The 26,652-nt window shown below is 63.7% G+C and carries 39 protein-coding genes; 4 read left to right on the top strand and 35 right to left on the bottom strand.

Annotated elements, in window-relative coordinates:
- Nucleotides 1-10: 10 nt before the first annotated feature.
- From CTR53_RS19105 to CTR53_RS19115, 3 genes are all read right to left on the bottom strand, one after another.
- On the bottom strand, nucleotides 11-2,086 hold the full coding sequence (locus CTR53_RS19105; protein WP_290817297.1) for an AsmA family protein: 2,076 nt from the start codon (nucleotides 2,084-2,086) through the stop codon (nucleotides 11-13).
- Between the two features lie 12 nt (nucleotides 2,087-2,098).
- A complete protein-coding gene (locus CTR53_RS19110; protein ID WP_290817300.1) occupies nucleotides 2,099-2,821 on the bottom strand; it encodes an HAD-IA family hydrolase in 723 nt (240 codons plus the stop codon).
- Nucleotides 2,822-2,960: 139 nt separating this feature from the next.
- Nucleotides 2,961-3,311 carry a hypothetical protein gene (locus tag CTR53_RS19115; protein ID WP_290817303.1) on the bottom strand — a complete coding sequence of 117 codons (351 nt, stop codon included), beginning with the start codon at nucleotides 3,309-3,311 and terminating at the stop codon, nucleotides 2,961-2,963.
- 124 nt (nucleotides 3,312-3,435) lie between these two features.
- Between CTR53_RS19115 and queF the strand changes: the two genes are divergently transcribed.
- Both queF and CTR53_RS19125 read left to right on the top strand, forming a co-directional pair.
- Nucleotides 3,436-3,936, top strand: a complete 501-nt coding sequence (queF, locus tag CTR53_RS19120; RefSeq protein WP_290817306.1) for a preQ(1) synthase — start codon at nucleotides 3,436-3,438, stop codon at nucleotides 3,934-3,936.
- A 7-nt stretch (nucleotides 3,937-3,943) separates the two neighbouring features.
- Nucleotides 3,944-4,759: a hypothetical protein gene (locus tag CTR53_RS19125; RefSeq protein WP_290817309.1), complete on the top strand. Its 816-nt coding sequence runs from the start codon at nucleotides 3,944-3,946 to the stop codon at nucleotides 4,757-4,759.
- 4 nt (nucleotides 4,760-4,763) lie between these two features.
- On the opposite strand, the gene CTR53_RS19130 is transcribed toward CTR53_RS19125, so the two are convergent.
- Nucleotides 4,764-5,369, bottom strand: a complete 606-nt coding sequence (locus tag CTR53_RS19130; protein WP_290817313.1) for a cysteine hydrolase family protein — start codon at nucleotides 5,367-5,369, stop codon at nucleotides 4,764-4,766.
- A gap of 75 nt (nucleotides 5,370-5,444) precedes the next feature.
- Here CTR53_RS19130 and CTR53_RS19135 point away from each other — a divergent pair, with 75 nt between their 5' ends.
- Nucleotides 5,445-6,323, top strand: coding sequence for a LysR family transcriptional regulator (locus tag CTR53_RS19135; RefSeq protein ID WP_290817316.1), 879 nt, complete (start codon nucleotides 5,445-5,447; stop codon nucleotides 6,321-6,323).
- Between the two features lie 358 nt (nucleotides 6,324-6,681).
- Here CTR53_RS19135 and CTR53_RS19140 read toward each other — a convergent pair whose 3' ends face one another.
- The 4 genes from CTR53_RS19140 to CTR53_RS19155 all read right to left on the bottom strand — a co-directional run bounded on the left by CTR53_RS19140 (nucleotide 6,682) and on the right by CTR53_RS19155 (nucleotide 11,797).
- A complete protein-coding gene (locus CTR53_RS19140; RefSeq protein ID WP_290817319.1) occupies nucleotides 6,682-7,653 on the bottom strand; it encodes a DUF2971 domain-containing protein in 972 nt (323 codons plus the stop codon).
- Nucleotides 7,650-8,888, bottom strand: coding sequence for an RluA family pseudouridine synthase (locus CTR53_RS19145; RefSeq protein WP_367159004.1), 1,239 nt, complete (start codon nucleotides 8,886-8,888; stop codon nucleotides 7,650-7,652). The genes CTR53_RS19140 and CTR53_RS19145 overlap by 4 nt, the downstream gene beginning before the upstream one ends.
- Nucleotides 8,889-9,017: 129 nt before the next feature.
- Nucleotides 9,018-10,337, bottom strand: a complete 1,320-nt coding sequence (locus CTR53_RS19150; protein WP_290817388.1) for a replication-associated recombination protein A — start codon at nucleotides 10,335-10,337, stop codon at nucleotides 9,018-9,020.
- Nucleotides 10,338-10,375: 38 nt separating this feature from the next.
- Nucleotides 10,376-11,797, bottom strand: coding sequence for a DegQ family serine endoprotease (locus tag CTR53_RS19155; protein WP_290817321.1), 1,422 nt, complete (start codon nucleotides 11,795-11,797; stop codon nucleotides 10,376-10,378).
- Nucleotides 11,798-11,900: 103 nt separating this feature from the next.
- Between CTR53_RS19155 and CTR53_RS19160 the strand changes: the two genes are divergently transcribed.
- Entirely contained in the window at nucleotides 11,901-12,344 is a 444-nt protein-coding gene (locus CTR53_RS19160; RefSeq protein WP_290817323.1) for a PAS domain-containing protein, read from the top strand.
- Nucleotides 12,345-12,417: 73 nt separating this feature from the next.
- On the opposite strand, the gene rplQ is transcribed toward CTR53_RS19160, so the two are convergent.
- From rplQ to rpsJ, 27 genes are all read right to left on the bottom strand, one after another.
- Nucleotides 12,418-12,837 carry a 50S ribosomal protein L17 gene (gene rplQ / locus CTR53_RS19165; RefSeq protein ID WP_144257920.1) on the bottom strand — a complete coding sequence of 140 codons (420 nt, stop codon included), beginning with the start codon at nucleotides 12,835-12,837 and terminating at the stop codon, nucleotides 12,418-12,420.
- Nucleotides 12,838-12,872: 35 nt separating this feature from the next.
- Nucleotides 12,873-13,889, bottom strand: coding sequence for a DNA-directed RNA polymerase subunit alpha (locus CTR53_RS19170; RefSeq protein ID WP_290817327.1), 1,017 nt, complete (start codon nucleotides 13,887-13,889; stop codon nucleotides 12,873-12,875).
- 132 nt (nucleotides 13,890-14,021) lie between these two features.
- The gene (gene rpsK, locus CTR53_RS19175) at nucleotides 14,022-14,414 is read right to left on the bottom strand and encodes a 30S ribosomal protein S11 (RefSeq protein WP_290817330.1); all 393 of its coding nucleotides are present in this window, start codon (nucleotides 14,412-14,414) and stop codon (nucleotides 14,022-14,024) included.
- Nucleotides 14,415-14,450: 36 nt separating this feature from the next.
- Nucleotides 14,451-14,828, bottom strand: coding sequence for a 30S ribosomal protein S13 (gene rpsM / locus CTR53_RS19180; protein WP_290817332.1), 378 nt, complete (start codon nucleotides 14,826-14,828; stop codon nucleotides 14,451-14,453).
- A gap of 188 nt (nucleotides 14,829-15,016) precedes the next feature.
- Nucleotides 15,017-15,667, bottom strand: coding sequence for an adenylate kinase (locus CTR53_RS19185; protein ID WP_290817334.1), 651 nt, complete (start codon nucleotides 15,665-15,667; stop codon nucleotides 15,017-15,019).
- Complete coding sequence (gene secY, locus CTR53_RS19190; protein WP_290817337.1) at nucleotides 15,667-17,013, bottom strand: preprotein translocase subunit SecY; 1,347 nt, start codon at nucleotides 17,011-17,013, stop codon at nucleotides 15,667-15,669. The genes CTR53_RS19185 and secY overlap by 1 nt, the downstream gene beginning before the upstream one ends.
- Nucleotides 17,014-17,096: 83 nt before the next feature.
- The gene (gene rplO / locus CTR53_RS19195; protein WP_290817340.1) at nucleotides 17,097-17,612 is read right to left on the bottom strand and encodes a 50S ribosomal protein L15; all 516 of its coding nucleotides are present in this window, start codon (nucleotides 17,610-17,612) and stop codon (nucleotides 17,097-17,099) included.
- 53 nt (nucleotides 17,613-17,665) lie between these two features.
- A complete protein-coding gene (rpmD, locus tag CTR53_RS19200; RefSeq protein WP_290817343.1) occupies nucleotides 17,666-17,878 on the bottom strand; it encodes a 50S ribosomal protein L30 in 213 nt (70 codons plus the stop codon).
- Nucleotides 17,879-17,883: 5 nt separating this feature from the next.
- Nucleotides 17,884-18,459, bottom strand: coding sequence for a 30S ribosomal protein S5 (gene rpsE / locus CTR53_RS19205; protein WP_290817346.1), 576 nt, complete (start codon nucleotides 18,457-18,459; stop codon nucleotides 17,884-17,886).
- A gap of 16 nt (nucleotides 18,460-18,475) precedes the next feature.
- Entirely contained in the window at nucleotides 18,476-18,829 is a 354-nt protein-coding gene (gene rplR, locus CTR53_RS19210; RefSeq protein ID WP_290817390.1) for a 50S ribosomal protein L18, read from the bottom strand.
- A gap of 29 nt (nucleotides 18,830-18,858) precedes the next feature.
- Nucleotides 18,859-19,392 carry a 50S ribosomal protein L6 gene (gene rplF / locus CTR53_RS19215; protein WP_290817349.1) on the bottom strand — a complete coding sequence of 178 codons (534 nt, stop codon included), beginning with the start codon at nucleotides 19,390-19,392 and terminating at the stop codon, nucleotides 18,859-18,861.
- A gap of 10 nt (nucleotides 19,393-19,402) precedes the next feature.
- Nucleotides 19,403-19,798: a 30S ribosomal protein S8 gene (gene rpsH, locus CTR53_RS19220; RefSeq protein ID WP_290817351.1), complete on the bottom strand. Its 396-nt coding sequence runs from the start codon at nucleotides 19,796-19,798 to the stop codon at nucleotides 19,403-19,405.
- A 12-nt stretch (nucleotides 19,799-19,810) separates the two neighbouring features.
- A complete protein-coding gene (gene rpsN, locus CTR53_RS19225) occupies nucleotides 19,811-20,116 on the bottom strand; it encodes a 30S ribosomal protein S14 (RefSeq protein WP_290817354.1) in 306 nt (101 codons plus the stop codon).
- A 20-nt stretch (nucleotides 20,117-20,136) separates the two neighbouring features.
- Entirely contained in the window at nucleotides 20,137-20,667 is a 531-nt protein-coding gene (gene rplE / locus CTR53_RS19230; protein ID WP_290817393.1) for a 50S ribosomal protein L5, read from the bottom strand.
- A gap of 26 nt (nucleotides 20,668-20,693) precedes the next feature.
- The gene (gene rplX, locus CTR53_RS19235; protein WP_290817356.1) at nucleotides 20,694-21,017 is read right to left on the bottom strand and encodes a 50S ribosomal protein L24; all 324 of its coding nucleotides are present in this window, start codon (nucleotides 21,015-21,017) and stop codon (nucleotides 20,694-20,696) included.
- Between the two features lie 3 nt (nucleotides 21,018-21,020).
- Nucleotides 21,021-21,389 carry a 50S ribosomal protein L14 gene (gene rplN / locus CTR53_RS19240; protein WP_144257933.1) on the bottom strand — a complete coding sequence of 123 codons (369 nt, stop codon included), beginning with the start codon at nucleotides 21,387-21,389 and terminating at the stop codon, nucleotides 21,021-21,023.
- 34 nt (nucleotides 21,390-21,423) lie between these two features.
- The gene (rpsQ, locus tag CTR53_RS19245; RefSeq protein WP_290817360.1) at nucleotides 21,424-21,660 is read right to left on the bottom strand and encodes a 30S ribosomal protein S17; all 237 of its coding nucleotides are present in this window, start codon (nucleotides 21,658-21,660) and stop codon (nucleotides 21,424-21,426) included.
- Between the two features lie 11 nt (nucleotides 21,661-21,671).
- A complete protein-coding gene (gene rpmC / locus CTR53_RS19250; protein WP_144257935.1) occupies nucleotides 21,672-21,872 on the bottom strand; it encodes a 50S ribosomal protein L29 in 201 nt (66 codons plus the stop codon).
- 3 nt (nucleotides 21,873-21,875) lie between these two features.
- On the bottom strand, nucleotides 21,876-22,295 hold the full coding sequence (gene rplP, locus CTR53_RS19255; protein ID WP_290817364.1) for a 50S ribosomal protein L16: 420 nt from the start codon (nucleotides 22,293-22,295) through the stop codon (nucleotides 21,876-21,878).
- Between the two features lie 17 nt (nucleotides 22,296-22,312).
- Nucleotides 22,313-23,017, bottom strand: a complete 705-nt coding sequence (gene rpsC, locus CTR53_RS19260) for a 30S ribosomal protein S3 (protein WP_290817367.1) — start codon at nucleotides 23,015-23,017, stop codon at nucleotides 22,313-22,315.
- Nucleotides 23,017-23,484: a 50S ribosomal protein L22 gene (gene rplV, locus CTR53_RS19265; protein ID WP_290817370.1), complete on the bottom strand. Its 468-nt coding sequence runs from the start codon at nucleotides 23,482-23,484 to the stop codon at nucleotides 23,017-23,019. Before rplV ends, rpsC begins: the two co-directional genes overlap by 1 nt.
- A gap of 2 nt (nucleotides 23,485-23,486) precedes the next feature.
- Complete coding sequence (gene rpsS / locus CTR53_RS19270) at nucleotides 23,487-23,765, bottom strand: 30S ribosomal protein S19 (protein ID WP_290817373.1); 279 nt, start codon at nucleotides 23,763-23,765, stop codon at nucleotides 23,487-23,489.
- An 18-nt stretch (nucleotides 23,766-23,783) separates the two neighbouring features.
- Nucleotides 23,784-24,620, bottom strand: a complete 837-nt coding sequence (gene rplB, locus CTR53_RS19275; protein WP_290817377.1) for a 50S ribosomal protein L2 — start codon at nucleotides 24,618-24,620, stop codon at nucleotides 23,784-23,786.
- Between the two features lie 3 nt (nucleotides 24,621-24,623).
- Nucleotides 24,624-24,917 carry a 50S ribosomal protein L23 gene (locus tag CTR53_RS19280; protein ID WP_290817380.1) on the bottom strand — a complete coding sequence of 98 codons (294 nt, stop codon included), beginning with the start codon at nucleotides 24,915-24,917 and terminating at the stop codon, nucleotides 24,624-24,626.
- Nucleotides 24,914-25,534: a 50S ribosomal protein L4 gene (gene rplD, locus CTR53_RS19285; protein WP_290817395.1), complete on the bottom strand. Its 621-nt coding sequence runs from the start codon at nucleotides 25,532-25,534 to the stop codon at nucleotides 24,914-24,916. Before rplD ends, CTR53_RS19280 begins: the two co-directional genes overlap by 4 nt.
- Before the next feature lie 24 nt (nucleotides 25,535-25,558).
- Nucleotides 25,559-26,239: a 50S ribosomal protein L3 gene (rplC, locus tag CTR53_RS19290; RefSeq protein ID WP_290817383.1), complete on the bottom strand. Its 681-nt coding sequence runs from the start codon at nucleotides 26,237-26,239 to the stop codon at nucleotides 25,559-25,561.
- 12 nt (nucleotides 26,240-26,251) lie between these two features.
- Nucleotides 26,252-26,560: a 30S ribosomal protein S10 gene (rpsJ, locus tag CTR53_RS19295; RefSeq protein ID WP_144257943.1), complete on the bottom strand. Its 309-nt coding sequence runs from the start codon at nucleotides 26,558-26,560 to the stop codon at nucleotides 26,252-26,254.
- Nucleotides 26,561-26,652: the final 92 nt, after the last annotated feature.

Below are 26,652 nucleotides of genomic sequence, written 5' to 3' on the forward strand. Positions count from 1 at the left end.
TAGCGGCGGGTCAGCGGCCCAGCAAGTTGCCCAGGCCGCGCCGGATCGCATCGCCCCGGCTTTCGGGTTTTTGCTGTTCCTGCGTCTGCGAGCCCGTCGCAGGCTTCGCCGATTGCGGCACCTGCCGACCCTCCGCCAGCGCCACAGCCTTGGCGCAGGCCGTGGCAGCATCATCGCCACCCGAGCCCATGGCCGGCGACAACAGCGCCAGCGGACCCAGCGCCGCCACACCGGCAACGGTGCCCAGCACGCCTTTGGCCAGCGCCGCACTATCCGGCGTGAAGCTGGGATCGGTCAGACTGCCGCGCACATTCACCGGCGGCAGCATCGCCGCCAGACCGCTGTCGCGCGAAGACGGCACCAGCTTCAGATCGAGCCGCTCGGTGCCGAGATTGACGGTGCCGTCGCCGGTCATGGTCATGCTGCCGGTCTCAGCCAGTATTGCTTTTGGCGTCACCACCCCGGCCTTGAAATCGAGGCCGCTGACCACGCAATGCAGCTTGGTCTTCGCGGTAGCGCGGTCGAGCGCCGCCACCGCGCGGGCCAGGCCAGGCAGGAAGTCGCGGATGTATTCCTGCTTCAGCTCGCCCTCGCCGACCTTCAGCACCATCTTGCCATTAAGGCCGGCCATCATCTGCTGCACAGAGGCTGCGCTGCTGGTGACATCGAGCACCAGATCGGTCGCGCCGCCGCGGCGCACGATATCGGTGATGCCGTTCTTCTGCAGATACTCGCTCAGCACCACGCCTTTGCCATCCAGCTTGGCACTCAGCGCCTTGGACTTGGCATTCACCGTGATATCGCCGTTCAGGCTGCCATTCGCCAGATTTGCGACAGCCGGCTTGGCATTCAGCACGCCGTCTTTCAACGTCAGATTCAGCGCAACGCCCTGCACATCGAACATCGGCGCTTTCAGCCGTTCGGCCTTGTAGCTGCCGGCGGCATCCACGGCATTCAGACCATCGAGCGGCAGTGGGTCGCTGCTGAACAGGCGCTTCTGCCCGCCTGCACCGCCGGCCGAACCGCCAGCCGCAGTCCCGCCGCCGGCCGCCGGCTTGGCGGCGGCGCTGTCCTTCGGCATCAGCTGCGTGACATCCATATTCTTCGACGCCAGATCGAAGCGCACGGACGGCTTCGCACCGGCCAGATTTACCTCGCCATTGCCCGAAAGATCGCTGTCGGCAACCTTGGCGACGATATTGTTCAGTGCATAGCGCTGCGGCCCGGTGTCTTTCACATCGGCCTGCAGGGTTAGCGGCACGGCCGGCGCGCTGGCGCCAGCGAGTTCGGCCACCTTCGCAAGATCCGGCGCATCGACATTCAGCTTGAGTGCAATGCCCTTGGCCTGCATCGGCTGCGCGATGCTGCCGTCCACGCTGGCTTTCGCACCCGGCAATGTCACGGCCATTTTGACCGGCCAGGGCCGGCTGCCCGACATCAGGACGTCGAAGCTGCCGAGCGTGCCATCGGCGGTGATCGCCTTGCCGTCGACATCGGCGGCCATCTTCACCGCCAGCAGGCCGCCGCTGGCCTGCTTTACGGTCAGTTCCTTCAGTACGACGTTATTCTGGCTGTTGGCCTGGGCGTCGCGCCAGGCGAGCCGGACATTCTTCAGCGAAACATTCTGAATCGAGGGTATGACCGCACCGCCGCCGGACTGCTGGGCGGGCTGACTCTGGGGCTGTTGCTGCGGCGCCGGCTTCTGGCCGGCAAAATCCCAGTTGGCCCGGCCCTGCCGGTCTTTCTCCAGCAGCAGATCGACATCGTTCAGCACCAGGCTGTCGATCTTCACCTGGCTGCTGAGCAGCGCGATCAGGTCGACCTGGGCGGTGAACTCACCGACGGTTGCCATCTGCGGGCGACTGCCCCAGCTGGCATTGGCGAAGCTGACCTGCTTCACGCCGATGCCCAGCGGCCAGAGGCTGAGCTTCATGTCCTGCGCGATGTCGAGCTTGCGGCCGGTGACGCTCTCGACGGCGGCGACGATCTGCGGCTTGAAGCGGTTCACATCCACCGTTAGCGCGGCGATCACCACGCCGGCGACCAGCAGCACGACGACGGCCACGACCCATTTCAGAATACGCATTGCGGTCCCTCCTCAGGCGGCTGATGAGGATCTGGCGAGCAGCTTGCCCACCAGATCGGGAAGTTCCCCGAAGTTTTTGATAATACTTGCAGCCCCGCTTTCGAGCAGGATGCGCTCGTCGTGATAGCCCCAGGCTACGCCAATCGACTGGACGCCAGCGTTACGCGCCATCTCGATGTCGTAAGTTGTGTCGCCGACCACGATTGTCGAGGCCGGCACCGCGCCGGTTTCGGCCATCGCCTGCAGCACCATGTCGGGCGCCGGCTTGCCGGAGACCACCACATCGCAGGTCTGCAGGGTGACGAAACGCTCGGTCAGGCCATGGGTCGCCAGCGTGAAGTTCAGGCCGCGCCGCGCCTTGCCGGTGGCGACACCGAGCAGGAAGCCGGCCTGCCCGAGGCGGTCCAGCGTCGCGACGAGGCCGGGGAACAGCGGCTCATGGTGATCGGGTTCCAGCCGCTGGGCGACGGCGGCAGTCTTGTAGGCATCGACCACAGGCATGAGCGCCTGCGAACCGAGCGGCAGCAGCAGGCGCTCGATGGCCACTTCCAGCGGCAGGCCGACGGTACGCCGCACGGCGTCCGCTTCGGGCAGCGCCAGGCCGTTGGCGGCGAAGGCGCTGTGCATGGCGCTGACGATATGATGCTGGCTGTCGACCAGGGTGCCGTCGCAGTCGAAGATCACCAGACGCGGCGGGTCGAAGTCGGCGGCTAACGGAAGCGGATCGGCACTCATGGCGCCAGAATCGCACGCCCGGACCCGCCGCTCAACCGTGTCAGCCGCCAGAAACAAATATTTGATATATTTAAGAAAACAGAAGGCCCTCCGCTGCGGTACAGCGAAGGGCCTTCCTCATTCAGCCGGTCAGGCTGGGTCAGTTCACGCGGCGGGCCTTGTCGTCGGCCTTGCGCTGCTGCTTGCGGGCGTCAGCCTTCTTTTCGTCGGCCTGACGCTGGGCCGCGGCCTTGTCGCTGTTGGCGTCGCGCTGCGCATCGGCTTTCTTCTCGTCGGCCTTGCGCTGCGCCTTCTTGGCGTCAGCCTTCTTTTCGTCAGCCTTGCGCTGCTCCTTGCGCGCATCGGTCTGGGTCTGCTGGGCCGTGGCATCGCCGGCCGGTGTGCTGGGCGTCGTGCTCTGCGCCCAGGCACCGCCCGCCGCGCCCAGTGCTACGGTACCGGCGACAGTCAGGGCAGTGGCAAGGGACTTCAGCGAAATGGGGGTCGACATGGGGGTACCTCCTGGTACTGGTAAACTCAAAGTCAGGCGGTTTGCCGCCTCACCCCGTTAAGATGGCCGCCGAAAATGGCCACACAAGGCTGCAAAAAAGGTCATGCTGTGTCATAAGTTAGGCATGAAACGCACAGCCAAGACTCCCGGCAAGACCGCCTCCTCCGCTTCCGTCACCAAAGGCCTGACGCAGCTCGGCCATAGCGCCGCGCAGCCGCAGAGCCCCGATGAAGCGAAGCTGGAGACCGTGCCCAACCCCCAGCCGGGCACGACCTACCTGATCCGCTTCACCCAGCCAGAATTCACCAGCCTGTGTCCGATGACCGGCCAGCCGGATTTCGCGCATCTGGTGATCGACTATGTGCCGAACCGGCAGATCGTTGAATCGAAGTCGCTCAAACTCTTCCTCAACAGCTTCCGCAATCACGGCGCCTTCCACGAAGACTGCACCATCGGTATCGCCAGGCGGCTGGTCGCGGCGATGAAGCCGCGCTGGCTGCGCATCGGCGGCTACTGGTATCCGCGCGGCGGCATGCCGATCGATGTGTTCTGGCAGACCGGAAAACCGCCGGCCGATCTGTGGCTGCCCGACCAGGGCGTCGCCTCCTATCGCGGCCGCGGCTGATCCAACGATGCGGCGCGGCGCTCCTGTCTTCGCGCTGATCATTCTCGCCGCCGGACTCGCCGGCTGCGACGGCATGCGCGACCTGAACCGCAGCCTGTATCGCGGCCTCGGCGGCGAAACCCGCAGCCGTCCCATCGAAGGCGGCGTCACCAGCAGCAGCGCCGGCACGCCCTGCTTCAGCGCCGAGACCGGCCTGCTCTACACCAGCCAGACCGGCCGCTGTGCGCCGGGCTATGCGCCGATCGGCAACACGGAAGCGCAGCGCCAGTTCCAGACCGCAACACAACGCGGCCCGGTCGCCGGCCGTGGCGCGCCCGAGATCGCGCCCCTGCCACAGCAAAACCCACAACAGGCCGCACGCCCCGGCATCGGCAGCATTCCGCAATCCAACGTGCCGCCATCCAGCCCCGGTGGCGTGCCGAGCGCGCCTTATGCGGTGAACGACGCCCGCGTCGGCGAAGGCGTGTTCGCGCTCTGCTACAACGACAGCGCCGGGCATGTCTTCGAAGCGCAGAGCTGCCCGCCCGGCAGCCGCTGGATCAATACCGAGGAAGCCGAGCTGCTGCAGCGCGCGCAGCTGGCGGAAGCCTCGTGGTGTTTCTTCCCCGGCCGCAGCGTGCTGTATCGCAGCCGCGCCTGCCGACCGGGCGACCGGCAACTCAACGTCGCCGAAGCTGACCGCGTCTGGGAGACGCTGCCGGCCGACCGCCGCACACGCAACCGGCCGTCGGCGACCGGCGGCGGCGCGGGCGCGCCCATCCCGGCGGTGGACGCGGCGCCGCGCGGCGGCGTCAACGCGACGCCGCTGCCGCCCAGCCGATAGACGCCTACGAGATCGCAGCCGCGTTCGGGATCACCAGCGCGAAACGGTCGTTCAGCGCCGCCATGGTGATGCGGTGCATCTCGGCCGCCGCAATCGTGCCTGTCCCTGCCGGATCCGGCAGGTCGCGGTCGGCGCAGGCGGCATTCACCACCACGCCGCGATAGCCATGGTCGATGGCATTGCGCGCCGTGGCACTGACGCACATATGGGTCTGGAAGCCGGCGATGATCAGTTCCTTGCGGCCCAGTTCCTTCAGCACGGCATCAAGGTCGGTACCGGCGAAGCTGTTGGGCAGGCCCTTGGTGACGACACGTTCGTTGCCCTGCGGGCCCACGCCGGCGATGAACTCCGCCTTCGGACCCTCGGGGTTGAACAGCGCGCCACCCGGCTTGCCGTGATGGCGCACATGCACGATGGGGGCGCCGGCCTTGCGCGCAGCCGCCAGCAACTTGCCGATCTCGGCGACGGCCGCATCCATGCCGGTCAGCGGCAGGCCGCCATCGGCGAGATATTCGTTCTGGTGATCGATCAGCAGCAGGGTGGACTTCTCCCAGGCCACCGGGATCCCGGCAGCGCCGGCCATTTCCAGCAGGGTCTTCGGACGCGACATTTCACTCTCCATTCGTAACGATGTGGCCCTAGATAGCGGCTGGCGCCATCTGTGCATATTCCATAAGATCGCGCGATGCCTGTTCACAAACGCACAGAGGCCCCTGTCCCCGGGAATCTGGACTGGAACGACCTGCGCTACGTGCTGGCGCTGGCCCGTCATGGCAGCCTGTCGGCCACGGCCCGGCTGCTGAAGGTCAATCACGCCACGGTGGCCCGGCGCATCGCGGCGCTGGAAAGCAGCCTGGGCATGACGCTGTTCGAGCGCCGTGCGCGCGGCTATGTGCCAACGCCGGCCGCCGCCCCCGTGCTGCAGGCCGCCGAGCAGATCGAGGCACCGCTGCTGCGGCTCGCCCGGCTCGGCGATGCCAAAGCCGGCGCGCAGATCACCGGCACCGTGCGCATCACCTGCACCGAAGGCGTCGCCAGCCATACCGTGGCGCCGCAACTCGCCAGCCTGCGCCAGCGCTGGCCCGGCCTGCAGATCGAGCTGGTGGTGGAACACCGCTCGCTCAGCCTGGCCCGCCGCGAGGCCGATATCGCGATCCGCTGGGCGCGGCCCAAAACCGGCGAACTCTATGCCAGCAGGCTCGGCGCCGTGCCCTACCGGCTCTATCGCGCGCCTTCCGCCGTCGACCGCAATGCCGTCGCCGCCTTCGACGAGAGCCTGGCCGAAATCCCGGAATCGCTCTGGCTCAGGACATCCGGCCTGACCCAGGCGATCCGCAGCAACAGCATGATCCCGCTGGTGGCCGCCGCCCGCGCCGGGGCCTGTGCCGTGCTGCTGCCGGAATATATCGGCCGGCAGTATCCCGAACTGGCGCCCGAGCCCGGCAAGCCGCCGGTGACGCGCGAACTCTGGCTGGTGCTGCACCGCGACCTGCGGCATACGCCGCGGGTGCGTGCCGTGGCCGACCATCTCGCCAGCGCCATCCGGCAGATGCTGCGCGGGTGATGCCGCTGACGCCTTCTGTCTCCTGAACCCTCCCTTTGCAGGCCCCTTATTCGTGCAGGCCCCTTATTCGGGCGGTCATTCCGCTAACTCGTTGTGATTCCAACCTTATGACTCCGCTGGCCTGGCTTGCTGTCGTCTTATTCAGTGCTTATTCCGTCTTATAACGTGCTTATTTTTGCTTATTTGACTCTTATTCCGGCTTATTGGATGCCCCTTTCCGGCAGACCGCACTCTTGGTTTCCGCTTGTGCTTAGTGGCAAAGAATGCTAAGAACATAATAGCAACACTAACATGGTCCTGCAAGTTGGTTTTTTGCCAGTGCAGGTCGTTGTTGCTTAGATCGATCCTCCGGGCAGGATCAAAGTGGCACTGCTTTTAGTTCCATTATCTGACTGTTGGATAGCTGTCCGTCAGATAGCTGTCCGTGTTCAAACTTGTGCCAGACAACATCCATCTTCGGATAATTCTGAAAAAGATATCTGAACACCTCAGCTACCTCTTCGGAGAGTTGTAAGTAATGAACACGTCTGAGAGTAGCCCTCAGCACTGGCAAGGCAACACGGCTATGGGGACCGAGCAGACGAAGTTCTTGCTCATGTTGCCAATCAGTATGTTTGATCGACACCGAGCGAGCGGCGGACCTTATCCCATAACGTCTTCGGAAATCCTTTTCGAGGATGTAGTCCAGCAACTCTTCTAGGGACTTCTCAGGATATCTCACTGGCAACTGAAGAAATTCCGCTCTCCAATCCTCGGCTCGGTTAAGAATCCTTGGAGCATTCGTATAGTGCACAGGGTGCAGCCAGAGCTGATGCATCTCCATAAGCTCATGGGTCCATTCAAGCTCGAAGCACACGCCTCTACCCCAGTCGGAATAGTAGGCCCACATGGCTTGATGATCCGGGCGCTGCGCGAGTGAGCATATGCCAATATTTTCGCAGAAGGAGCGGAAGTTCTCATCTTCCTTCCGAGTAACCTCTGCAAACTCTTGAGTACTGGTCGCCCGAAGAGACCATCGTCTTTCTCTTCGCATCCGGGCGACTTCATTGACCGTCTTAAGCGCGACATCCAGAAACGCCTCGGAGTCAACAAGATCGAAGCGGGCTTCCAGCGTGTCATTCAATTGATCTCGGTGGGCCAGATAGACTGATCCCTCACGCAGATTCCGCAATGCTCCGGCCGCGCTCAGGTATTTATAAGTTGTGAGAGTTGTGGGGTTAGTCTCGGTGGAGGGTTCCATGCCTTTTTTGCCCCACTCCCTGACGAAGACGCCCCTTGGATTACAAGCGGATTCGAACAAGGCGAGCAACGAGCCCGCCTGGTAGATCACTCCTCCAGCCACGCATCTGCGCTCTTGTCGAGCGTCAGTCCGAGGAAATCCCAGGTCGCGGCCATATGCGGCGAGAGCGGCGCGCGCACTTCCAGCTTGCCGCCATCGGGATGCGCCAGCTTTATCCCGCGCGCATGCAGGTGCAGCTTGCGGCTCACGCCGCCGGTGAGAAATGCTTCCGCCGCACCGTATTTGCCGTCGCCCACAATCGGCGTGCCCATCGCCGCGGCATGCACGCGCAGCTGATGCGTGCGGCCGGTCAGCGGCGCCATGCCGAGCCAGGCGGCGCGCTTGCCGGCCGTATCAATCGTGCGATAGAGCGAGACGGCATTCTTGCCCTCGTCCTCGTCATAGACCATGCGCTCGCCGGCGCCGCCCGCCAGCTTGGCCAGCGGCAGATCGATCTTGCCCATGCGCTGGTCCGGCACGCCCATCACCAGTGCCCAGTAGAGCTTGTGCGCATCGCGCTTGCGCAGCGCCTCGGCCAGTTTCGCTGCCGCCTTCGCGCTGCGCGCCAGCAGCAGAACGCCCGAGGTATCCTTGTCGAGGCGATGCACCAGACGCGGGCGTTCGGCCGCGCCGAATTTCAGATAGCCGAGCAAACAGTCGAGATGTTCGGTCAGGCCGGTGCCGCCCTGCGTGGCCAGACCCGCCGGCTTGTTCAGCACGATCACCGCATCGTCCTTGTGCAGCACGGCGGCTTCCAGTTCGGCGATCCGTTCGGGGCTGGCCCTGGCGACCCTGGGCGCACGCGGCTCGTCCGTGTCCTTCGGCGGCTCGCCCAGCGGCGGGATGCGGATGGTCTGGCCGACTTCCAGCCGGGCCGCCGCCTTGACGCGGCCGCCATCGACGCGGACCTGGCCGGTGCGCAGCAGCTTTTCCAGCTTGGCGTGGCCGAGCCACGGATAATGACGCTTGAACCAGCGGTCGAGACGCAGGTCGGCTTCGTCGGCAACGACGGTACGGGTGATCACCTGGGACATGGNNCCTTCGACCGACTGCACCTCGATTTCGCATTCCTGCGCCGCGGCATAGAGGATCTGCCGCGTCAGATTCTTGAACTGCGCCAGCTTGCCGTAGAAGCAGTCGTCGCGGCTCTGCACCACGCCGGGCGTGTAGAACGGCTTTTCCTTCGGCATGCTGAGGAAAAACGTATACACCCCCGCTCCGAGCAGGAGCAGAAGTGCGACGATGCCGAAAAAGCCCATCCGTTGCAGCACGGAAAAACGCTCCATGAAATAAGCGACAGGTGATCTGCTGCGAGGCCGTGCCATACCGCAATTTTACATCAGATTTATACGACGGTCAGCGTTAGGACTTGGTTAACGGATCAGAGCCGCATGCCCCGGATCAATCCTGTTCGTTCAGTCCTGTTCATCCTGGCGGCGACTGCGCAACTTCTGCCAGTAATCCAGCCTTTTAATGATGTCGCGCTCGAAACCGCGCTCCACCGGGCGGTAGAAAGTCTGCCGGTCCATTCCCTCGGGGAAATAGTTCTGGCCGGAAAAGCCGTCGGCGGCATCATGGTCGTAGGCATACCCCGCGCTGTAGCCCAGCTCCTTCATCATTTTGGTCGGCGCGTTCAGGATATGCATCGGCGGCGCCAGCGACCCATGCTCGCGCGCTGCGCGTTTGGCGCCCTTCTCGGCCTTGTAAGCGGCATTCGATTTCGGCGCCGTGGCGAGATAGATCACTGCCTGCACCAGGCCGAGTTCGCCTTCCGGCGAGCCGAGGAAATCGTACATGTCCTTGGCCGCCAGTGCCTGCACCAGCGCATTCGGATCGGCCATGCCGATATCCTCGGCGGCGAAGCGCACCAGGCGACGGAGGATATAAAGCGGATCTTCGCCGCCCACCAGCATGCGCGCCATCCAGTAGAGCGCGGCATCGACATCGGAGCCGCGCAAGGACTTATGCAAGGCCGAGATCAGGTTGTAGTGCTCGTCCTGACTCTTGTCGTAGATCGGCGCGCGCTTTTGCAATGTCTCTGCGAGCCTTGCAGGATCGAGCGGCTCTGTCTCGGGCGGCAGGGTGTAGATCTGCTCGGCCATGTTGAGCAGGTAACGGCCATCGCCATCGGCCATGGCGCGCAATGCGGCGCGGGCCTCCGGCGTCAGCGGCAACGGACGTTCGATGGCTTCGGCGCGCGACAGCAGCTTTTCCTGCGCCTCGTCATCCAGCCGGTGCAGCACGATGACGGCGGCGCGCGACAGCAGCGCCGAGTTCAGTGCGAAGCTGGGATTCTCCGTGGTCGCGCCGACCAGCACCACCGTGCCATCCTCGACGTAAGGCAGAAAGCCATCCTGCTGCGCGCGGTTGAAGCGATGGATTTCATCGACGAACAGCAAGGTGCGCTTGCCCAGCGCACGGCGTTCGCGGGCCGCTTCAAACACCTTGCGCAGATCGGCCACGCCCGAGAACACCGCCGACAGCGGTGCGAATTCCAGATCGGTGGCATCGGCCAGCAAACGCGCAATCGAGGTCTTGCCGGTGCCCGGCGGGCCCCACAGGATCAGGCTGGACAGCTTCTTCGCCTGCACCATGCGGGCCAGCGGCCCCTCGCCGTGCAGCAGATGGTCCTGGCCGATCACGTCGGCAAGCGTCTGCGGGCGCAGGCGATCGGCGAGAGGTCCTGCCGCTTCCATGCCGGCGACCGCGAACAGGCTTTCGCCCGTACCGCCCATGGGGCCGCCTGCTGCCGGGGCGCTGCGTTTGGCCATGCTCAGATCCGCACCGTAAACGACAGCACCTGCTTGTTACGCCGCAGCGTCACGGTCCACTGGCTGCCGCCGCGCAGCAGGCCCTGCAGCGACTTCACGTCGTCGACCTCGCGGTCATTGATCTTCATGATGATGTCGCCGGTGCGCAGGCGCAGCCGGGCCGCGGTCGATCCCGGCGCGATCTCGGTGACGATGACGCCACGCTCCAGCATGTCGAGGCCGAGTTCATCGGCAAAAGCCGGCGAGAGGTTGCCAACCGTGGCGCCGGCGAGCGGCTGGTTGCCGCTGAGCAGGGTCAGGCTGCGCGGCGGCGTCTCGGGCGCATCCTGCAGGGCGATCTTCAGGTTCAGCCGCTGGCCGCGCCGCAGCACATCGAGGGCCGCCGTGTCGCCCAGCTTGCGGGTGGCGATGCGGAAACGCAGCGCCTGCGGATCGTTCACCTCGCGGCCGTCGATGGACAGCACGACATCGCCCGCTTTCAGCCCGGCGCGATCGGCCGGTCCGCCGCGCCAGACCTCGCCGACCAGCACGCCGTTGGGTCGTGCCATGCCTAACCCTTGCGCGATCTCGCTGGTGACGGTCTCGCCATTGGCGCCGAACCACGGCCGCTTGATCCCCTTCCCGGCCATGGCGCTGGCCACGGTGGACGAAACGAGGTTGGCCGGGATGGCAAAGCCGATGCCGATCGAACCGCCGGAGCGCGAGAAGATCGCCGTATTGATGCCGACCAGCTTGCCGTCCATGCCGAGCAGCGCGCCGCCGGAATTGCCGGGATTGATCGCCGCATCGGTCTGGATGAAGGACTGCGCCGTCATGTCATCCGAGATCGCGCGGCCGACCGCAGAGATAATGCCCTGTGTCACCGTCTGGCCGACGCCGAAAGGATTGCCGATCGCCAGCACCAGGTCGCCGACCTGCATCTCGTCGGAATCGCGGAATTCGAGATATGGCAGGGTTTCGCCGCGCGTGTCGATGCGCAGCACGGCCAGGTCCGAACGCGGATCGGCGGCAATCACGCGCGCCTCGAATTCGCGGCGGTCGCTGAGCGCCACGACGATCTCGGTGGCGCCCTCGATCACATGGTTGTTGGTGACGATCACGCCCTCGGCCTCGACGATCACGCCCGAGCCGAGCGACTGCGCGATACGCTCGCGCGGCATGCCGAAGGGCGACTGGTTGCCGAAGAAGCGGCGGAAGAACGGGTCGTCGGCAAAGGGCGAGGCCACGCGCTCGACGCGGCGGCTGTAGACGTTGACCACGGCTGGTGCGGCGCGCTGCACCAGCGGCGCGAAACTCAGCTGGATCTCGGCCCGGCTCGCCGGCAGGCGGGTCTGACCTGTCTGGGCGGAGGCGACGACGGGCAGCGCGGCCAAGACCGCGGCCAGCGCCAGTTTCAGGACAGTGCAGAGAGAGAATTGCGCCATGGCTGTTTTACATAGGGGGCTCGGCGGGTGCTTTTCAATGGCCGGTCGCCGGGGGACTGAGGGTTAACGCGGTATTCACCGCTTACGGCCATTCTGCCCGACCATGAAGCTGGAAAAGCCGATCCTGCAGCAGCTGCAGGCCTACTGGGAGGACAAGCGCGGCGACCGCCCCTATCCGGGGCGCGAGGATATCGATCCTCTGGAGCTGCGCTTCATCATCGGTCATCTGATCCTGGTCGATATCGAGCCGACCCCGCTGCGTTTCCGCTATCGCCTGTTCGGCACCGCCATTGCGCAGCGCCAGGGCTTCGACATGACCGGCAAATATCTCGACCAGCATCCCTGGCCGGATCTCGCCGAGATGGCGCGGCAGACCTATTGCGAGGTGATGGCCACCAGCAAGCCGACACTGATCCGCCGCCACGGCCTGGTCAGCGACGGCTATGTCGATCACCAGTCGCTGATCCTGCCGCTGGGCCACAGCCAGGTGGACATGATCATGGCCGGCGTGGCTTTCACGCCCGCAGCCGAACGCCACCTGTCTTAAAGCGAGCCCCGGAATCGAAAACGGCGGCCCGGAAACCGGACCGCCGCTTTCAGATATTCTATGCGTCAGCCGATCAGGCTGCAGCTTCCTCGGTCGCTTCCGCCACCGGACCCGAATCCTGGCCCTTGGCCGACACGTCGCGGTCGACCAGTTCAACCACGGCCATCGGCGCGGCATCGCCATAGCGGAAGCCGGCCTTCAGCACGCGGCTGTAGCCGCCGTTGCGCGAGGCATAGCGCTGGTTGAGCGTCGAGAACAGCTTGTCGACAGCCGACTTCTCCGGGATGAAGGAGAGCGCCTGGCGACGGGCATGCAGATCGCCGCGCTTGCCGAGCGTGATCAGCTTGTCGATCAGCGGCTTCAGCTCCTTGGCCTTCGGCAGCGTGGTCGTGATCTGCTCATGCTTGATCAGCGAGGCAACCATGTTGCCGAACATGGCGCGACGATGCGCGCTGGACTTATTCAGTTTGCGGCCGGCATTGCGGTGACGCATGGGACTCTCCTCGATCTTCCTTTAGGCGGACAGGATCAGTACTGATCCTGCAGCTTCTTCGCCAGTTCCTCGATATTCTCCGGCGGCCAGTTGGGGACATGCATGCCGAGATGCAGACCCATCTGAGCCAGAACTTCCTTGATCTCGTTGAGCGACTTGCGGCCGAAATTCGGCGTGCGCAGCATCTCTGCTTCGGTCTTCTGGATCAGATCACCGATGTAGACGATGTTGTCGTTCTTCAGGCAGTTGGCCGAACGCACCGACAGCTCGAGCTCGTCGACACGGCGCAGCAGGTTCGGATTGAATTCCGGCTCGCTGGTGACCTTCTCGCGGCTCTCCGCCTTCGGCTCTTCGAAGTTGATGAAGAGCTGCAGCTGGTCCTGCAGGATGCGCGCGGCATAGGCCAGCGCGTCATCCGGCTTGATCGCGCCGTTGGTTTCCATCTGCATGGTCAGCTTGTCATAGTCGAGAATCTGGCCCTCGCGGGTGTTCTCGACCTTGTACGAAACCTTGCGCACCGGGCTGTACAGCGCATCGACCGGGATCAGGCCGATCGGCGCATCTTCCGGACGGTTGGCCGAAGCCGGCACATAGCCCTTGCCGGTCTCGACGGTCAGTTCCATGCGGATGCTGGCGCCGGCGTCGAGCGTGCAGAGCACGTGGGTCGGGTCCATGACTTCGATGTCATGGCCGGTCTCGATCATCTTGGCGGTCACCTCGACCGGACCCTGCGCATTCAGATGCATGCGCTTCGGGCCCTCGCCGTGCATCTTCAGCGCCATCGACTTGATGTTCAGCACGATGTCGGTGACGTCTTCGCGCACGCCCGGGATGGACGAGAATTCATGCAGCACGCCGTCGATCTTGATCGACGTGACGGCAGCGCCCTGCAGCGACGACAGCAGCACGCGACGCAGCGCGTTGCCCAGCGTCAGACCGAAACCACGCTCCAGCGGTTCGGCGACAATGGTCGCGGTACGGCCCGGCACGGCGCCCGGCTCGATAACCAGCTTGTTCGGCTTAATCAGATCGGTCCAATTCTTCTGGATCACCTGTAACCTCGTTCGGTTGCGGCGGCAGCGGTAATTCCGCCTAGGCCACCTCGGGTGCGGCATCGGCCGCCCGTGACGGCGGCCGGCCTCATTGTTCTTTTCTGCGCCGGACCTGAATCCGGCGCGGACCGTTTAGATGCGGCGGCGCTTCGGCGGACGGCAGCCGTTGTGCGGGATCGGCGTGACGTCGCGGATGCTGGTGATGACGAAGCCGACGGCCTGCAGAGCGCGCAGCGCAGACTCGCGACCCGAACCCGGGCCCTTCACCTCGACCTCGATGGTCCGCACGCCATGCTCGGCAGCGCGACGGCCGGCAGTATCGGCAGCGACCTGCGCGGCATACGGCGTCGACTTGCGCGAGCCCTTGAAGCCCTGGCTGCCAGCCGACGACCAGGCGATGGTGTTGCCCTGCGCGTCGGTGATGGTGATCATCGTGTTGTTGAACGAAGCATTCACATGCGCAACGGCAGAGGTGATGTTCTTCTTTTCCTTGCGCCGGGGGCGCGCGGCCTTGTCCTTGACCATGAGTATCCTGCAGTCCTTAAAACGGGGGCTAACGGTTTAGCGCGCGGCCTTCTTCTTGCCGGCGATGGCGACCGCCTTGCCCTTGCGGGTGCGGGCGTTGGTATGGGTACGCTGACCGCGGACCGGCAGGCCCTTGCGGTGACGCAGGCCGCGATAGCAGCCCAGGTCCATCAGACGCTTGATGTCCATGGCGATTCCACGACGCAGGTCGCCTTCGACCTTGTAGTCGCGATCGATGGTTTCGCGGATCTGCAGCACTTCGGCGTCAGTCAGCTGATTGACGCGGCGCTCAGCCGGAAGGCCCACCTTTTCGCAAATCTCTTTCGCCTTCACCCGGCCGATGCCGTAGATGTAGGTCAGTGCGATCTCGACCCGCTTGTTGGTCGGAATATTCACGCCAGCGATACGCGCCACGTTCTTCTCCTCGAATCACCCGCTCCGACCTTGCCGAAGCGTTCACCTTGGCACCGATGAGACATGAGCAAAACCCAACGAAGTCATAGACTTACGTCGGGATCCGCAGCCTCAATTGTCGCTCGCGCCCGTTGCCAAGGGGCGCGATTATAGAAACTTCCTCTACTCAGTCAACCACTTAAAGGCAGTCAAAGCGAAGCTAAAACGTCCTCGATCTGCCGCGTTACATCGTCGATTTCTGCCATCCCATCGACCTTCCGCAGGATACCCCGCCCCTCGTAATACGGGAGAAGCGGCGCCGTCTGCTCGTGATAGGCCTTGAGCCGGGGCACCACGGTCTCGGCCTTGTCGTCCGCCCGGCGGGTGAACTCGGTCGAGCCGCAGCGGTCGCATATACCTGGCTGCTTGGTCGGCTGGAACTTGTCGTGATAGCCCGCGCCACACTTGGCACAGGTGAATCGGCCAGTGATACGCTCAACCAGAATGGAGTCGTTCACCTGCATCTCGATCACGGCGTCCAGCTTGAGCTTGCGCTCGGCCAGCATCTTGTCGAGCGCTTCGGCCTGCTTGGTGGTGCGCGGGAAGCCGTCCAGGATAAAGCCCTTGCGGCAGTCCGGCTGATCGATGCGGTCGGCGATGATGCCCACCACGATCTCGTCCGAGACCAGGGCGCCACTATCCATGATCGCCTTGGCCTTCAGGCCGATGGCAGTGCCGGCCTTGACGGCGGCACGCAGCATGTCGCCGGTCGACAGCTGGACCAGACCATGATTGGCGGTCAGACGCTGGGCCTGGGTGCCTTTGCCGGCGCCCGGCGGTCCGAGCAGGATCAGCCTCATTATTTGCGCGCTCCCCTCAGTTTGGCCTTCTTGATAAGGCCCTCGTACTGGTGCGCCAGCAGATGCGACTGGATCTGGGCGACGGTATCCATGGTCACGCTGACCACGATCAGCAACGATGTGCCGCCGAAATAGAACGGAACCGAGTACTGGGAAATCAGGAATTCAGGCAGCAGACAGACGCCGGCGATGTAGGCGGCACCGACCACGGTCAGACGGGTCAGCACATAGTCGAAATACTCCGCCGTACGCTGGCCAGGACGGATGCCCGGCACAAAGCCGCCGTATTTCTTCAGGTTGTCGGCCGTCTCGTTCGGATTGAACACGACCGAGGTATAGAAGAAACAGAAGAATACGATCAATCCGACATAGGTCGCCATATAAAGCGGCTGGCCATGGCCGAGCAGGGTCGTGATCGTGGTAACCCAGCCGGGTGCGCCGGAACTGGCAGTAAACTGCGCGACCGTCGCCGGCATCAGCAGCAGCGAGGATGCGAAGATCGGCGGGATCACGCCCGAGGTGTTCAGCTTCAGCGGCAGGTGCGAACTTTCGCCGCCGAACATGCGGGCGCCCTGCTGTCGCTTGGGATACTGCACCAGGATGCGGCGCTGGGCGCGCTCCATGAAGACGATGAAGGTGATAACGGCAACGATCAGCACCAACAGGAACAGGATGAAGAAGGTGCTGAGCGCACCGGTGCGGCCGAGTTCCAGCGTCGCGGCCAGAGCGCGCGGTAGTTCGGCGACGATACCGGCGAAGATAATCAGCGAGGTGCCCTGGCCGACGCCGCGCTGGGTGATCTGCTCGCCCAGCCACATCAGGAACAGCGTACCGCCGGTCAGCGTCACCACGGTGGTGAGACGGAAGAACATGCCCGGATCCATCACCGCGCCGCCGCGGCTGCCGGTCATGCCTTCAAGGCCGACTGCGATACCGTAGGACTGGATGAGGGCCAGGAAGACTGTGCCGTAGCGGGTATACTGGTTGAGCTTCTTGCGGCCCGCCTCGCCTTCCTTCTTCAGCGCTTCCATCTGCGGGGTCACCGCAGTCAGCAGCTGAACGATAATGGAGGCCGAGATATACGGCATGATGTTGAGCGCGAAGATGGTCATGCGCTCGAGCGCGCCACCCGCGAACACGTTGAACATCCCGAGGATGCCGCCGGCCTGCTGGCGGAAGATGTCGGCCATGATCTGCGGGTCGATGCCCGGCAGTGGAATATAGGTGCCAAGCCGGTACACGATCAGAGCGCCGATCGTGAACCAGATACGCTTCTTCAATTCGGTCGCTTTGGCGAACGCCCCGAGATTGAGGCTGCCTGCCATGCGTTCCGCTGCCGATGCCATGCCCGAGTCCTAAATCCGACCGCGTGAACCTGAAAACTGGCGACGGGGCCAAAGCCCCGTCGCTGAGACCTGAAAGGCCTGACTTACTTCTTCTTACCCTTGGCCTTCTTCTCGGCCTTCGGCTCGGCTTCCGCCTTCGGAGCAATCAGCACGGTGAGGCTGCCACCAGCCTTCTCGACTGCCGCCTTGGCGGTGCCAGAGGCGCCGCTGACGGTGATGGTCACCTTGGCCTTCAGTTCACCGGTGCCGAGCAGGCGCACGCCGCCGGCCTTGCGCGAGCACAGGCCAGCAGCCTTCAGCGCTGCTTCGTCGATCGGCTGCGAAGCATCGATCTTCTTCTTGTCGATGGCCGACTGCAGGCGCCCGATGTTCACGGTCTCGAAATGGACCGGGTTCAGCGGATTGAAGCCTCGCTTCGGCAGACGACGGTAGATCGGGGTCTGACCGCCTTCGAAGCCCTTGATGCTGACGCCGGTGCGGGCCTTCTGACCCTTCACGCCGCGGCCCGAGGTCTTGCCCTTGCCGGAACCAATGCCGCGACCAACGCGCATACGGTCCTTGCGGGCGCCCTCGTTATCGGCAATCTGATTGAGACGCATGTTCCTAACCCTTCCGCTCGGGCCCGCCAACTAAAGAGCGAGCCCAGTGATCCTTAGCCTTCGACCTGAATCAGGTGCTGCACCTTGGCGATCATGCCGCGCACCGAAGGAGTGTCCTCCAGCTCGCGGGTCTGATGCAGCTTGCGCAGGCCCAGACCGACCAGCGTGCCCTGCTGATCGGCAGTCCGCTTGTTGGCTGAACGGATCCAGGTGACCTTGACAGTCTTGCCGGCCGCCTTGGCGGCCTTCTTCTTCGCAGCAGCCATGGGGCTTACTCCTCAGTCTCGGACTTGCGACCGAGCAGATCGGCGACTTTCTTGCCGCGCTTGGACGCGATATGGCGCGGCGCATTCAGGCCCTTGAGAGCCTCGAAAGTAGCCTTCACCATGTTATGCGGGTTCGACGAACCGAGCGACTTGGTCACCACGTCGGCGACGCCCAGCGTCTCGAACACAGCGCGCATCGGACCGCCGGCAATGATGCCGGTACCGGCCGGAGCCGTGCGCAGCAAGACTTTACCGGCGCCATGACGGCCCTCGATGTCGTGATGCAGCGTGCGACCTTCGCGCAGGTTGACGCGGATCAGGTTGCGCTTGGCATGTTCGGTGGCCTTGCGGATCGCTTCCGGCACTTCGCGGGCCTTGCCCGAACCGTAACCGACGCGGCCCTTCTGATCGCCGACGACGACGAGAGCAGCGAAACCGAAGCGACGACCGCCCTTCACCACCTTGGCGACGCGATTGATGCTGACCAGCTTGTCGACGAGATCGCCCTCGCCGCGGTCGCGGTCACCACCGCGGTCGCCACGTTCCCGATCGCCCCGTTCACCCCGTTGAGTAGCAGCCATGGTACCCAAACCTTTCTTAGAATTTCAGACCGGCTTCACGCGCTGCTTCCGCAAGCGCCTTGATGCGGCCGTGATAGAGATAGGCTCCGCGATCGAAGGTGACATCGGTGACGCCGGCGGCCTTCGCGCGCTCGGCGATCAGCTTGCCAACTTCGGAGGCAGCCTTGCTGTCGGCACCGGTCTTCAGCGAGCCACGCAGGCCGGCTTCCAGCGACGAGGCAGCGGCAACAGTCACGCCCTTCACGTCGTCGATGACCTGGGCGTAGATGTAGCGCGAGGAACGATGCACGCTCAGGCGCGGACGACCATGCGCGGCGGCAACGATCTTGGTCCGGTTGCGCTGCTTGCGGCGCTCGTTCAGAGCGTTCAGGCGAGTCTTGAGGCTCATAGCGGCATCCCTTACTTCTTCTTGCCTTCCTTGCGCAGGATGGTCTCGGAGGCATACTTGATGCCCTTGCCCTTGTAGGGCTCCGGCGGCTTGACGCTGCGGATGTCCGCCGCGACCTTGCCGACCAACTGCTTGTCCGCACCCGAGATCTTGATCGAGGTGGGCTTTTCCACCTTGATTTCGATGCCGGCCGGGATCGGATAGATGACTTCGTGGCTAAAGCCCATGTTCAGCTGCAGGTTCTTGCCCTGCATCGCCGCACGCAGACCGACGCCGTTGATTTCCAGCTCTTCGCTGTAACCGTCCTTGACGCCCTTCACCAGGTTGTTCACCAGCGTGCGCTGCATGCCCCACATGGAGCGTGCGCGACGGGTGACCTGGCGCGGCTTCACGGTGATCTTGCCGTCCGCCATGGTGACGTCGAGATCTTCCACGATGGTGAGCTTGAGCTCGCCCTTCGGGCCCTTGGCAGTCAGGGTCTGGCCGGTCAACTGAACCTGCACGCCCTGCGGCACTGGAACCGGATGTTTGCCGATACGCGACATGATCAGCTCCTTAGAACACGCGGCAGAGGACTTCGCCGCCGACATTGGCGGAGCGAGCCTCGGTGTCGGACATCACGCCGCGCGGGGTGGACAGGATCGAAATCCCGAGACCGCCACGCACCTTGCCGAGATCCTTGATTGCCGAATACACGCGACGGCCGGGCTTCGACACGCGGTCGATGGTCTTGATGACCGGCTCGCCTTCGAAATACTTCAGCTCAATCTTCAGATTGCGCTTGTTGCCATCTTCCACGACTTCGTAGCCGCGGATATAGCCTTCCTTCTTGAGCACTTCGAGCACGTTCATACGCAGCTTCGAAGCCGGGCTGGCGATCGCCGCCTTACCCGCCTGCTGCCCGTTACGAATACGGGCAAGCATATCACCCAGGGGATCGGTAAGAGCCATTTCCTACTCTCCTTACCAGCTCGACTTGACCATGCCCGGGATCTGGCCGGCAGAGGCCAGTTCACGCAGCATGTTGCGCGACAGTTTCAGCTTGCGATAGGTACCGCGCGGGCGGCCCGTCAGTTCGCAGCGATTGCGCACACGGATCTTTGCGGAGTTACGCGGCAGTTCGGCCAACTTCAGGGCCGCCTCAAAGCGCTCTTCCGGGGTGACGTTCTTGTTCTTGATCGTCGCCTTCAGCTTCGCGCGCTTGGCGGCGAACTGGACCGACATGCGGCGGCGGCGCTCGTTTTTCTCGACAGAACTGGTTTTTGCCATATCCGGCGTCCCTTCTCGGCTCAGTTCGTGAACGGCATGCGGAAACCGGCCAGCAGGGCCTTGGCTTCCTCATCCGTCTTCGCCGTGGTGCAAATGATGATGTCCATGCCGCGCGGAGCATCGACCTTGTCGTAGTCGATTTCCGGGAAGATGAACTGCTCCTTCAGGCCCAGCGCGTAATTGCCGCGACCGTCGAAGCTCTTGCCGCTGACACCGCGGAAGTCGCGCACGCGCGGCAGGGCGATGTTGATCAGGCGATCAAGGAATTCATACATGTGCTCGCGGCGCAGCGTGACCTTGCAGCCGACGCCCTGGTTTTCGCGAAGCTTGAAATTCGCGATCGCCTTGCGCGACTTGGTAATCACCGGCTTCTGGCCGGTGATCGCGGCCATTTCGGTGGCAGCCGCAGTCAGCTTCTTCGAATCCTGGGCGGCTTCGCCCACACCCATGTTGACGACGATCTTGGTGATCTTCGGCACTTCCAAGGTGTTCTTGTAGCCGAACTTCTCGGTCAGCTGCTTGCGGACCTGCTGTTCGTAGATGTCTTTCATACGCGGATTGGCCACATCAGCCTCCATCAGCGATCGATGATCTCGCCGGAGCGCTTGGCGAAGCGCACCTTGCGGCCATCGTCGAGAGTCTTGACACCAACGCGGGTCGGCTTGCCGTCCTTCGGATCGGCAAGCATCACGTTGGAAACATGCAGCGGGGCTTCGCGCTGCTCGATGCCGCCCGCAGCAGTGCGGCTCGGCTTGACATGCTTGGTCACCTTGTTGGCGCCCGAGACGGTCACGCGCGAAGTCTCGCGGCTCACGCTCAGCACCTCACCGGACGCGCCCTTCGAGCGGCCGGTAATCACGACGACCTTGTCGCCCTTCTTGATCTTCATAGCTTCGGCCATGGCTTACAGAACCTCCGGCGCCAGCGAAATGATCTTCATATGGCCCTTGCCGCGCAGCTCGCGGGTGACCGGCCCGAAGATACGGGTGCCGATCGGCTCTTCCTGCTTGTTGATCAGGACGGCGGCATTGCGGTCGAAGCGGATGGCGCTGCCATCGGCGCGGCGGATTTCCTTCGCGGTGCGAACGATGACGGCGCGATGCACGTCACCCTTTTTCACCTTGCCGCGCGGGATCGCGTCCTTGACGGACACGACGATCACGTCGCCGACCTGGGCCGTCCGGCGCTTCGCGCCACCCAGCACCTTGATGCACTGGACTCGGCGTGCGCCTGAATTGTCGGCGACGTCGAGATTGGTTTCCACTTGGATCATTGGACCTGTACCTCGCTAACTATCTATGTGCGGTTCAGGACGGATTCTCGACGACGATCCAGCGCTTCAGCTTGGAGATCGGCTTCGATTCCTGAATCGACACAACCTCGCCCTCTTTCCGAGAATTGTTCTCGTCATGGGCGTGGTAATTCTTCGAACGGCGGATGAACTTCTTGTACACCGGGTCCATGATGCGGCGCTCAACCTTCACAACAATGGTCTTGTTGCCCTTGTTGCTCACCACGACGCCCTGCAATACGCGCTTCGGCATCTCTTCTCTCCTTACGCCTTCTTGGCGCCGGCCTGCTTATGCAGGGCGGTGCGCACTCGGGCGACGTCGCGGCGCACTTGTTTCACGCGCGCGGTGTTTTCCAGCTGACCGGTCGCCTTCTGGAAGCGCAGGTTGAACTGCTCCTTCTTCAGGTCGACAAGCTTGGTGTTCAGCTCGTCCTTGGTCTTACCGACCAGTTCATTGCTCTTCATGGCTTACGCTCCCTCACCCAGGCGGGTGACGACCTTGGTCTTGATCGGCAGCTTGGCAGCGCCGAGCACGAAAGCTTCCTTGGCGAGAGCCGCCGGGATGCCATCGAGCTCGAACATGATGCGGCCGGGCTTCACGCGGGCCACCCACAATTCGGGCGAGCCCTTGCCGGAACCCATGCGGACTTCGGCCGGCTTCTTCGACACCGGCACATCCGGGAACACGCGGATCCACATGCGACCCTGGCGCTTGATGTGACGGGTGATCGCACGGCGGCAGGCCTCGATCTGGCGGGCGGTGACGCGCGCCGGCTCCAGGGCCTTCAGGCCGAAGGCGCCGAAATTGAGGTCGGTACCACCCTTGGCCACGCCATGGATGCGGCCCTTAAAGGCCTTGCGGAACTTGGTACGCTTCGGTTGCAACATCTCTCGTTACTCCCGGCTCAGCCCTGACGGCCGCCCTGATGGCTCGGCCCCTGGCTCTGTTCAGCCATGCGCTTGTCCTGCGCCATCGGGTCATGAGCCATGATCTCACCCTTGAACACCCACACCTTCACGCCGCAGCTGCCATAGGCAGTCTTGGCAGTGCCGCGGGCGAAGTCGACGTCGGCGCGCAGCGTATGCAGCGGCACGCGACCTTCGCGATACCACTCGACGCGGGCGATTTCGGCGCCGCCGAGACGGCCGCTGCAGGTGATACGAATGCCGCCGGCGCCCAGACGCATCGCCGACTGCACGGCGCGCTTCATCGCACGGCGGAAGGCCACGCGGCGCTCCAGCTGCTGGGCGATATTCTCGGCCACCAGCTTGGCATCGAGTTCCGGCTTGCGGATTTCGACGATGTTCAGATGCACTTCGGACTTGGTCATCTTGGCCAGGTCGGAGCGCAGCTTCTCGATGTCGGCGCCCTTCTTGCCGATCACCACGCCCGGACGTGCCGAGTGAATGGTGATGCGGGCTTTCTTGGCCGGACGCTCGATCACGATGCGCGCAACACCGGCCTGAGCCAGGCGCTTCTCGAGATACGCGCGGATCTTCAGATCTTCATGCAACAGACCGGCGTATTCCTTGTCGCTGGAATACCAGCGGGAATCCCAAGTGCGGTTGATGCCGAGACGAAGCCCGATCGGATTGACTTTCTGACCCATTACGCCTGCTCCCCGCTCTGCGCTTCAGCCTTCTTCGCCTTCGGAGCCGACTTGGCGCCCTTCGGCTTGGCGGCCTTGGCCGGAGCCTTCTTCTCTTCTTCGCGCTCACGCACCACGATGGTGATGTGGCTGAACGGCTTCAGGATCGCTGCACCGCGGCCGCGGGCGCGGGCATGGAAGCGCCGCATCACCAGGCCCTTGCCGACGCTGGCTTCGGCGACGACCAGACGGTCGACGTCGAGCTGATGGTTGTTCTCGGCATTGGCGATCGCCGACTGGAGGACCTTGCGGACATCCTGGGCGATACGACGCTTGGAGAAGGTCAGCTCGGACAGGGCAGCCTCGACCCGCTTGCCGCGGATCAGACCGGCCACCACACCAAGCTTCCGAGGGCTCACACGGATGTTGCGCCCCACGGCCATGGCCTCGTTCTCGCCGAGGCGGGTTTCGCGCGCCTGCTTGCTCATGGTTACTTCTTCGCCTTCTTGTCGCCGGCCGTATGACCAGGGAAGGTGCGGGTCGGCGAGAACTCACCGAACTTGTGCCCGACCATATCCTCAGTCACGTTCACCGGGATGAACTTGTTGCCGTTGTGGACACCGAAGGTCAGGCCGACGAACTGCGGCATGATCGTCGAGCGGCGCGACCAGGTCTTGATGACCTCCTTGCGGCCCGACGTTGCGACCTTGTCGGCCTTATTCAGCAGATACCCGTCAACGAACGGGCCTTTCCAGACAGAACGTGTCACGATCGACCTCCTAGCCCGTTAGCTATGCTTGCCCGGCGGGCGACGGCGCAGAATCATGTTCTGCGTCCGCTTGTTGTTACGCGTGCGCTTACCCTTGGTGTTCTTGCCCCACGGGGTCACCGGATGACGGCCACCCGAGGTACGACCTTCACCACCACCATGCGGGTGATCGATCGGGTTCATGGCAACACCGCGCACGGTCGGGCGGATGCCCATCCAGCGCTTGCGGCCAGCCTTGCCCAGCTTGGTGTTCTGGTTGTCCGAGTTGGACACGGCGCCGATGGTGGCCATGCACTCGGCCTGCACCAGACGCTGTTCACCCGAGGCCAGACGCACCAGCGCCATGCCCTGATCCTTGCCGACCAGCTGCACGAAGGTGCCGGCCGAACGCGCCATCTGACCACCCTTGCCCGGCTTCATCTCCACATTGTGGATGATGGTGCCGACCGGGATCGACTTCAGCGGCATCGCATTGCCCGGCTTGATGTCGGCCTTCTCGCCCGACACCACACGGTCGCCAGCCTTCAGGCGCTGCGGAGCCAGGATGTAGTTCAGCTCACCGTCATCATACTTGATGAGCGCGATGAACGCGGTGCGGTTCGGGTCATACTCGATCCGCTCGACCGTGGCGCCGACATCGAACTTGCGGCGCTTGAAGTCGATCATGCGATAGCGGCGCTTGTGGCCGCCACCGATGTGACGGGTCGTGATACGACCGAAATGATTGCGGCCGCCAGTCTTCTTCAGGCCCTCGGTCAGTTCCTTGACCGGGCGGCCCTTGTGGAGCTGCGAACGGTCGATGAGCACGAGGCCGCGGGTCGACGGCGTAACTGGCTTATAAGTCTTCAACGCCATGGCTTAGATCCCCGTCGTCACGTCGATCTTGTGGCCGTCGGCGAGGGTGACCATCGCCTTCTTCCAATCCGAGCGCTGGCCCGGTTCGCCACGAAACAGTTTTACCTTGCCCTTGCTGCGCAGGGTGTTGACCGCCGTCACCTTGACCTTGAACAGCGCCTCAACGGCGGCCTTGATCTGCGGCTTGGTGGCAGTCAGCGGCACCTTGAAGGTGACCTGGTTGTACTCGGAAGTACGGGTCGCCTTTTCGGTGATCACCGGCGAGAGGATCACATCGTAATGGTTCACGTTGCTCATTTCAGGCGAGCCTCCAGAGCCTCGACCGCGGCCTTGGTCAGAACCAGGGTGTCACGGCGCAGGATGTCGTAAACGTTGGCGCCCTGCTCCGGCAGAACGTCGACGTTGTGGATCGCACGGATGGCGCGGGCGAAATTCTCGTCCAGCACCTTGCCGTCGATGACCAGCGCGCTCTCCAGGCCCATGACCTTCAGCTTGCTGGCCAGATCCTTGGTCTTGCCAACGGTCAGCGTGGCGGCGTCGACAATCTTCAGCTTGCCTTCGGCCAGCTTGGTCGACAGCGCGGTCTTGAGCGCCAGCTTGCGAACCTTCTTCGGCAGGTCGATGGCGTGGCTACGCGGCACCGGGCCGAAAGCCTTACCACCGCCGCGGAACTGCGGAGCGCGGATACCGCCGTGGCGGGCGCCGCCCGAGCCCTTCTGCTTGACGATCTTGCGGGTCGAGCCGGCAACTTCGCCATAGGTCTTGGTCTTGTGAGTGCCCTGCTGGCGCTTCGCGAGCTGCCAGATGACATAACGCTGCAGCAGGTCCGCACGCGGCGGCAGACCGAACACGTCCTTGGACAGCGTGAGCTTGCCCGAGTCCTTGTTCTCCAGCGTCGTCACGGCGATTTCGATTTTATCGGCCATGATCCTATACCCTTACTTGGCGGCCTTGAGAGCGGCCGGCATCGGCAGGTCCTTGGCGCGCGGCTTCTTCACCGCATCGCGAACCACCACATACTGACCCTCTGAGCCCGGAATGCTGCCCTTGACCATGATCAGGCCGCGGTCGGCATCGGTGCGCACGATCTGCAGGTTCTGCTGGGTGCGCTGACGGTCGCCCATATGGCCGGCCATCTTCTTACCCTTGAACACCTTGCCCGGATCCTGGCGCTGACCGGTCGAACCATGCGAACGGTGACTGACCGACACGCCGTGGCTGGCTTCCAGGCCACGGAAATTGTGCCGCTTCATGACACCGGCAAAGCCCTTACCGATCGTGGTGCCGGTCACGTCGACGAACTGGCCGACAATGAAATGCTCCACCGACAGTTCGGCGCCAACTTCCACCATGGCGTCAGCCGGAACGCGGAACTCAACGAGCTTGCGCTTCGGTTCGACATTCGCCTTGGCGAAGTGGCCGCGCAGGGCCTTGGTGACGTTCTTCGGCTTGGCGGCATCGACGCCGAGCTGGAGGGCCGTGTAGCCGTCCTTCTCGGCAGTGCGCTGCTGCACCACCTGCAAGTTGTCCACCTTCAGCACGGTGACGGGCACGTGCGTGCCGTCCTCCGAGAACAGCCGGGTCATCCCCAGCTTGCGTGCAACCAATCCGGTCCGCATCGGTCCAGTTCCTTACAGCTTGATCTCGACATCCACGCCGGCGGCGAGGTCGAGCTTCATCAGCGCGTCCACCGTCTGCGGGGTCGGGTCCACAATGTCCAGGAGCCGCTTGTGGGTGCGGATCTCGAACTGCTCGCGCGACTTCTTGTCGACGTGCGGCGAGCGATTCACGGTGAAGCGTTCGATATGGGTCGGCAGCGGGATCGGGCCACGCACGCGCGCACCGGTGCGCTTCGCGGTCGACACGATCTCGCTGGTGCTCTGGTCGAGCACCCGATGATCGAACGCCTTGAGGCGGATGCGGATATTCTGACTATCCATTGTCCTGTGTCCTGTCTGACGCTCGATACTTACGCGATGACCTTGGCGACGACGCCTGCGCCGACGGTACGACCGCCTTCGCGGATGGCGAA

It is taken from the genome of Ferrovibrio sp. (assembly GCF_002796975.1).
In the GTDB taxonomy this organism is placed as follows: Bacteria; Pseudomonadota; Alphaproteobacteria; order Ferrovibrionales; family Ferrovibrionaceae; genus Ferrovibrio.